This is a genomic window from Flintibacter muris, assembly GCF_943192995.1.
Classification (GTDB): Bacteria; Bacillota; Clostridia; order Oscillospirales; family Oscillospiraceae; genus Lawsonibacter; species Lawsonibacter muris.
This window is the reverse complement of record NZ_CALPCP010000013.1, coordinates 79,312-86,456: the sequence shown is the minus strand read 5'-3', so window position 1 is coordinate 86,456 and position 7,145 is coordinate 79,312. Positions and strand designations below refer to the sequence as shown.

The window sequence follows — 7,145 nt, the reverse complement described above, 5'->3', positions numbered from 1 at the left end:
CTTCCTACATTTTATCCCTCATTAACTTTGTGGCCTGTCTGGTAATGAAGACAGACAGGCCTCTTTTCGACAGGCTGCGGGCCGCCCGTAAGGGCGGCCCTTTTTGATATTCAGCGGTCACAGGGGAATCAATTTTGCCACTGCAGGGCGCGACGACCCCGGCGCGCCGTCCGCTGAAGATTGATTTTCACGCGGCGGTCATCAGGAGTCTTGACAAGGTATATATTTTATGGGAAAATAAAAAAATTATTAGACCAATCAGAGCAAGCTTCAAAATTGTTAACACCAGGCCGCCCCTGTGTATGGCAGCAAATTTGACTGACTGCAATAATTCTGGCTGCTGCGTGCTATTTTATTGGTGAGGAGTGTTCCTTTTGTGAACTTTCTGATTAACTTCTGCCTTCACGGGAGAGATCCGCAGTCCCCGGAGGGCCGGCAGCGGTGCGGCGCTTGGTCCGGCGGAATCGGGATTGCTTTGAATTTGGCGCTTTTTTTGGGTAAACTGATGGCGGGAATTATCACCGCCTCTATCGCCGTTACCGCTGACGCCTTCAACAACCTGACTGACGCGGCCTCATCGGTTGTCACCCTTGTGGGCTTTCGTCTGGCCAGCCAGGAGGCGGACGAGGAACACCCCTTTGGACACGGCCGGATGGAGTATCTGGCGGGACTGGTGGTGGCCATGCTCATTTTGCTGGTGGGGGTGGAGCTGGCCCAGTCCTCCGTCCAGAAGATTTTCCATCCCGAGCCGGTGGTTTTTTCCGTCCTCTCGGCGGCGATTCTGGCCGTCTCTGTTGCGGTAAAGCTGTGGATGTTCTGGTTTAACCGGGGGCTGTCCCGGCGCATCCAGTCGGCGGCTCTGGCCGCTACCGCCGCCGACTCCCTGTCTGACGCCGCCGGTACCGGCATTTTGCTGCTGGGCCTGCTGGCCGGGCGTTTTTACTCTCTGCCGCTGGACGGCTGGCTGGGGCTGGCGGTGGCGCTGTTCATCCTGCGCACCGGGTGGGGGGCGGCCAAGGACACGGTGGACCCCCTTCTGGGCCGGCCCATGGACCGGGAGTTGGCCGCCGACATTGACCGTATTGTGCTGGGCCACGACTACATCCTGGGGATTCACGACCTGGTCTACCACGACTACGGCCCAGGCAGGGCCATGATGTCCCTCCACGCCGAGGTGCCCGCCGACGGCAATTTTTTGGAGCTCCACGACATCATTGACCACATTGAGCGGGAGCTGAAAGCCAGGCACCATGTGGAGACCTGTATCCATATGGACCCAGTGATGCGGGACGAGCGCACCGAGGCCCTCCGGATGCAGCTGACGGCCATTGCAAAAGGGATCGACCCCTCCCTCACCATCCACGACTTTCGCATCACCGCCGGGCCCATCCACACCAACGTCCTCTTCGACGTGGTGGTGCCCTACGGCTTCCGCCTGTCCGACGGCCAGGTGCGGGCAAGCCTCAGCCAGGGCATTAAGGGGCTGTCCGACCGGTATTTTCCTGTCATCCAGGTGGATCACTCCTATGTGGAGGAGCAAAAAGGGGAGTAATTCACAAATTATTCACCCAAGCAGCGCCGTTTGCGCTATAATAATAGAAGAAATTATTCTGTAGGGGCGGCCTGCGGCCGTCTGCAAGCCGCCCCTGTACAGCTTTATAAAAAAGCGAGGTGCCGTTTTATGCCCAAAAAGGTCCTGATTGTTGAGGATGACGCCAATATTGCCGAGCTGCTCCACCTCTATCTGGAAAAGGAGGGCTTTGAGACCCAGGTGGCCAAGGACGGGGGGAAAGGGGTGGAGTTGTTCCGCTCCTTCCAGCCCGACCTGGTGCTGCTGGACATTATGCTGCCCATCATGGACGGCTGGTCAGTGCTGAAAAAGATCCGGGAGGCGGACAAAACCCCGGTCATCATGCTTACCGCCAAGGGGGAGACGGAGGACAAGGTGTCCGGCCTGGAACAGGGGGCGGACGACTACATTGTCAAGCCCTTTGAGATGAAGGAGGTGCTGGCCCGCATCCACGCTGTGCTGCGCCGCTCCGGCGTGGAGGAGGAGACGGGGGAGAAGAAGCTGTCCTTCGACAAGCTGGTCATCAACCTGGACTCCTACGAGCTGCTGGTGGACGGCCAGCGGGTGGACACGCCCCCCAAAGAGCTGGAGCTGTTGTTCCACCTGGCCTCCTCCCCCAACCGGGTGTTTACCCGGAACCAGCTGCTGGACGAGGTGTGGGGCTTTGACTACTTTGGCGACAGCCGCACGGTGGACGTCCACATCAAGCGCCTGCGGGAGAAGCTGGAGGGGGTCAGCGACCAGTGGCGGCTGAAAACCGTATGGGGCGTGGGCTACAAGTTTGAGCTGGGAACGGCCGGGTGAGCTCTGCCTGTAGAGACGGCCTGCTGGCCGCCCCTGTGCAGGATTTTCCGGAAGGAGGTGTTTCGTTGTGCGCTCCCTTTACCGCCGGCAGCTGACTATGATGGTGAGCATCATGCTGCTCTCATTTACTCTGCTGGCCGGGGCCTTTATGCTGCTGTCCTACCGGTACATCATCGGGGAGACCCGGGACTCGGTGATCCGCAACGCGGGCTATATTTCAAGCTTTACCTCCACCTACTACCGGCGCTACCTCACCCTGAATGTGCAGGACGAGTTTTACAGCAGCTATATGGCCTCTATCGCCATGATCTCCAACTCACACATCATTGTGTCCGACAGCAGCGGCAAGGTCCTGTTCGCCACTGACGGCAGCCACTTCACCATGGACGACGGCAGCCAGCTTCCGGAGGATGTGGTGGCCCAGGTGATGAACGAGGGCGCCTACAACGGCATGACCAGCCTGGGGGGCATCTACCCCGAGCGGCGGTACACCTCCGCCCTTCCGGTGGTCAACCAGATCGGCACGCTGAAGGTCACCCAGGGGATGGTGCTGGTGTCGGCCAGCGCCTCCAACCTGTCTGAGATGTGGTCGTCCACCGCTACGATTTTCTTCTTCTCGGCGGTGGTGGTGTTCCTGATCTCGGTCATTGCCAGCACCCTTACCTCCGCCTATCAGACCCGCCCCCTGATCGAGATGGCGGAGGCCGCCCGGAAGTTTGGCCAGGGGGAGTTTGACATCCGGGTCACCGGCTATGAGGACCGGGGGGATGAGGTCAGCGATTTGGCCGAGGCATTCAACTCCATGGCCAACTCCCTGGAGAAGGTGGAGAGCCAGCGGGCGGACTTTATTGCCAACGTCTCCCACGAGCTGAAAACCCCCATGACCACCATTGCCGGCTTTGCTGAGGGCATTCTGGACGGCACCATCCCCCCGGAGCGGGAGCGGGAGTCACTGGAGATTGTGGTGTCGGAAACCCGCCGGCTCAGCCGGTTGGTGAGGCGGATGCTGGACCTGAGCCGGCTCAACGCCCTGGCGGAGAGCACCGTCACTGCCCAGGAGGCCTTTGACCTCACCGAGGTCATGTCCCGGGTGCTCATCAGCCTGGAGACCAAAATTACCGACCGGCAGCTGGACGTGGAGGTGCAGATGCCCGAGGACAAGCTGATGGTGTGGGGCGACCCGGACTCCATCACCCAGGTGTGCTACAATCTGCTGGACAACGCGGCCAAATTTGCCGCCCCGGGCACTTCTATCACCGTCCAGATTACCAAGAAGGACGGCAAGGCCCACACCACCATCCGCAACCTGGGGGCCACCATCCCGCCGGACGAGCTCCCCCTCCTCTTTGAGCGGTTCCACAAGGCGGACTACTCCCGCTCCATGGACCGGGAGGGCGTGGGGCTGGGGCTGTATATTGTGAAGACCATTTTGGGCAACCTGAAAGAAAATATCACTGTGACCAGCGAGGACGGGGTAACCCAGTTCCACTTTACACTGACGCTGGCCTGAGCCTCTGGGGGTGCTACAATGGACAACCGAAACGACGGACTGTGGCAGGGAGGACCCTGGGAGCAGTCCGCCCCTGCGTTTCCCGACCCGCCCGCCGTCCGTATTCCGGCGGGACGGACTAAATCCAGCCGTCCGGTGCTGCGGGCCAGGCGGCAGAGGCGAAAATGGCCCGCCTTTCTGGGCCTGCTGGCCCTGATTGTGGTGATCTGCCTGTCTGTGGGCCTGCTGGAGCGGTATGTCACCAGCAGGACATCCTTCCGGAACTGGAGCTGGGAGCCGGGCCCCTATTACGAAGAGGACTACCGCCCCCAGGACGCCGGACTGGAGGATACCCCCCCGTCCATCCCACAGGCCGATACAGGTACGGGAGTGACGGTGGACCTTCTGCCCCCTCAGGGGGAGATTTTGAGCTATACCCAGATTTACGACCGGATTGTGCCCTCCGCAGTGTCCATTGAGTCCATCACCTCCAGCGGCATCAGCGCCGGCAGCGGCGTGGTGCTCACCGAGGACGGCTATGTCATCACCAACGCCCATGTGGTGGCCGGGGCCAAGGCGGTTAGAATTACCTTCCACGACAACCGGATTCTGCCCGCCAGCCTGGTGGGCTTCAATGCGGTGGAAGATCTGGCCGTTTTGAAAGTGGAGGCCACAGGCCTCACCCCCGCCAGCTTTGGCGACTCCAACACCCTGCGCATTGGCGAGCCGGTGGCCGCCCTGGGGGACTCCCTGGGCTACCGCTCCACCTTTACCGACGGCATTGTCTCCTCCCTGGACCGGTCGGTGGAGGTGGACGGCACCACTATGGTGCTCATCCAGACCAGCGCCGCCATCAACTTCGGCAACTCCGGCGGCCCCCTTTTGAACCAGTACGGCCAGGTGATGGGCATCAACACCATCAAGATTGTCACCGAGGACGGCTCCGCCGAGGGCCTGGGTTTTGCCATCCCCTCCCGGCGGGTGAAATATGTGGCCGACCGCCTGATCGCCGGGGAGGAGATCAAGCCCGGCGTCTTTGGCTTCACCGTCAGCACCGTGCCGTTGACAGGGGGCGGCCTGGAGCTGATTGAGGTGGAGAAGACCAGCGACGCCTGGACCAAGGGACTGCGGGCCGGGGATGTCATCCTGGCCGCCAACGGCCAGCCGGTCACCGGGATCCAGGATCTGACCCGCCTGAAACTGTCTCTGGGGGCGGGAGATGTAGTGGCCCTCACCTGTCTGCGGGATGAGGAGGAATTTATTGTAGATGTGGAGCTGGTTGGGCCATGATAAACACCACTTTGTGCTATATCCGGCGGGGCGGGGAATATCTGATGCTCCACCGGGTCAAGAAAGAAAATGACCTGAACAAGGACAAGTGGATCGGCATTGGGGGCAAGTTTTTGGACAAGGAGAGCCCCGAGGACTGCCTGCTCCGGGAGGTGGCGGAGGAGACCGGCCTGACCCTCACCGACTACCGCTACCGGGGGATTGTCACCTTTGTCTCTGACCGCTGGCCCACCGAATATATGCACCTGTTTACCGCCGACAGCTTTACCGGGGAGGTGAAAGAGTGTGACGAGGGAGTGCTGGAGTGGCTTCCCCAGGACCAGCTGCTGAAAATTCCCCATTGGGAGGGGGACGCCATCTTCCTGGAGCTGATTTGGCGGGAGGCTCCCTTCTTCTCCCTTAAGGTCTGCTATGAGGGGAATACTCTGGTAGGGGCAGTTCTCAATGGGACGCCTATATCACTACAAAATATGGAAAGGAAGTTTGAATCATGAGACCGGAATACGCCAACGCCTTTGGCCTGCGCAAGGTAAGCGATAAGGACGGCCAGCTGCTGGAGGTCACACTGGATATCTCCTGCAAGTATATGGAAAACGCCATCACCGTCAACTCCCAGGGGGGTATTGAGAACGTGTCCAGCCCCGCTGCCGAGACGGTGGCCTCCATTGTGATGAACCGGCAAAGCGCCATTTCTCTGCGCAATCTGCTGATCCAGACGCTGGGTACCGAGCAATGAAAAATCCCGCGGCCTTTGGGCCGCGGGATTTCTTTAGGTGTGATAGCTGTCCGCTTTGGCAATGTTCATGTCCTCCAGGGTCAGGTCCCGGTCGTAGGGGTTAATCAGGCGGTTCACCGTCTCCAGAGTGGTCTCCGGGTCCAGTTCATAGCAGTAGGTATAGCCCCGGTACTTGCCAAAGCCGTTGCCCTCCAGGGTGGCCGTCTCTACGGCGGCGGAGGGGTCCAGGCCCATGGCCTTGTTGGCAAAGTAGAGCATGTGGTCCATAGACAGGTCAGTGCTGACATTGTTGTTGAAAATTTCCACAAAGCCGTTGAGCTTGGTGATATTGTTCCAGGACAGCACCTTTTTGGCCAGGGCGATAAGCAGCTTCTGCTGGGTCTCGGTGCGGCCGGTGTCGGTATAGCCGGTGCCGTCGTTGTTTTTGCGGAACCGGGCCACCTCCATGGCCTGCTGGCCGCTCAGCTTCTGCTGGCCCTTCTTATAGTGGATGTACAGGTTTTGATAGGGGTCGTCATAGTCCATGTTACAGGGGACATAGAAATCCACACCGCCCAGGTAATCCACCAGCGTAATAAAGCCCTTGATGTTTACCTTGACATAGTAGTCGATAGGGATGCCCAGCATGTTGGACACATCCTCCACCCGCCGTTCCACGCCGCCCTTGCCATAGACCAGGTGGGGGTTGCCCTCCGTTCGGGCCACCAGGGTGTCTCTGGGGATGGAGACCACGCCGACGGTCTGCTCCACCGTGTCGTAGCATAGGACCATCATGGTGTCAGTGCGGGTGCCTTCCGCGTCGGTGGCGGCCAGGAAGATGGTGTAGACCCCCTCCCGGCGGCTCAGGGCGGGCGCAGCCGTGCCGCTGGAATCCGCCGTGTTGGAGCCGGAATTTGTGACGCTGCCCGGCCCCAGCGAGATCCCCGTTCCGTTTTGAACGGGCGGGGGCAGGGTTTTCTGCTCCGGAGTTTTCATCATCAAAGACACGCCAATATATACCGCCACGATCAGGGCGGAAATGACCACCAGTGCCTTGTAAAAGCCCATGGCTACCGACGTAACCGCCCCCCGCTTCCTGCTGGCCTGCCTGCGAGCTGGGGCCTGCCGCTTGGGGGCCATACGTCTTGGGGGTGGATCGTCCCGGTAATCCGAACGCCGGCGGCGCACACGCATATATCTCTCTTCCAAAGGGGTCACCTGCCCGAACATGATTCTTTCCAAGTATACTCGGTTCGATCGCATTCGGCAAGAGTTAG

Annotated in this window: 7 protein-coding genes; 6 read left to right on the top strand and 1 reads right to left on the bottom strand. The window is 60.1% G+C overall.

The features are described 5' to 3' along the window. The first annotated feature begins 376 nt into the window (after positions 1-376). The 6 genes from NFS22_RS11945 to NFS22_RS11920 all read left to right on the top strand — a co-directional run bounded on the left by NFS22_RS11945 (position 377) and on the right by NFS22_RS11920 (position 5,889). Positions 377-1,552 carry a cation diffusion facilitator family transporter gene (locus NFS22_RS11945; protein WP_251317984.1) on the top strand — a complete coding sequence of 392 codons (1,176 nt, stop codon included), beginning with the start codon at positions 377-379 and terminating at the stop codon, positions 1,550-1,552. A 129-nt stretch (positions 1,553-1,681) separates the two neighbouring features. Next, complete coding sequence (locus tag NFS22_RS11940) at positions 1,682-2,374, top strand: response regulator transcription factor (protein WP_251317983.1); 693 nt, start codon at positions 1,682-1,684, stop codon at positions 2,372-2,374. 67 nt (positions 2,375-2,441) lie between these two features. Further along, positions 2,442-3,884, top strand: a complete 1,443-nt coding sequence (locus NFS22_RS11935; protein ID WP_251317982.1) for a sensor histidine kinase — start codon at positions 2,442-2,444, stop codon at positions 3,882-3,884. 18 nt (positions 3,885-3,902) lie between these two features. Then, positions 3,903-5,153 carry a S1C family serine protease gene (locus NFS22_RS11930; RefSeq protein ID WP_251317981.1) on the top strand — a complete coding sequence of 417 codons (1,251 nt, stop codon included), beginning with the start codon at positions 3,903-3,905 and terminating at the stop codon, positions 5,151-5,153. After that, positions 5,150-5,647, top strand: a complete 498-nt coding sequence (locus NFS22_RS11925) for an NUDIX hydrolase (protein ID WP_251317980.1) — start codon at positions 5,150-5,152, stop codon at positions 5,645-5,647. Before NFS22_RS11930 ends, NFS22_RS11925 begins: the two co-directional genes overlap by 4 nt. Then, positions 5,644-5,889: a hypothetical protein gene (locus NFS22_RS11920; protein ID WP_251317979.1), complete on the top strand. Its 246-nt coding sequence runs from the start codon at positions 5,644-5,646 to the stop codon at positions 5,887-5,889. Before NFS22_RS11925 ends, NFS22_RS11920 begins: the two co-directional genes overlap by 4 nt. A gap of 33 nt (positions 5,890-5,922) precedes the next feature. Here NFS22_RS11920 and NFS22_RS11915 read toward each other — a convergent pair whose 3' ends face one another. Continuing rightward, on the bottom strand, positions 5,923-7,077 hold the full coding sequence (locus tag NFS22_RS11915; protein ID WP_251317978.1) for an LCP family protein: 1,155 nt from the start codon (positions 7,075-7,077) through the stop codon (positions 5,923-5,925). Between the last annotated feature and the right edge of the window lie 68 nt (positions 7,078-7,145).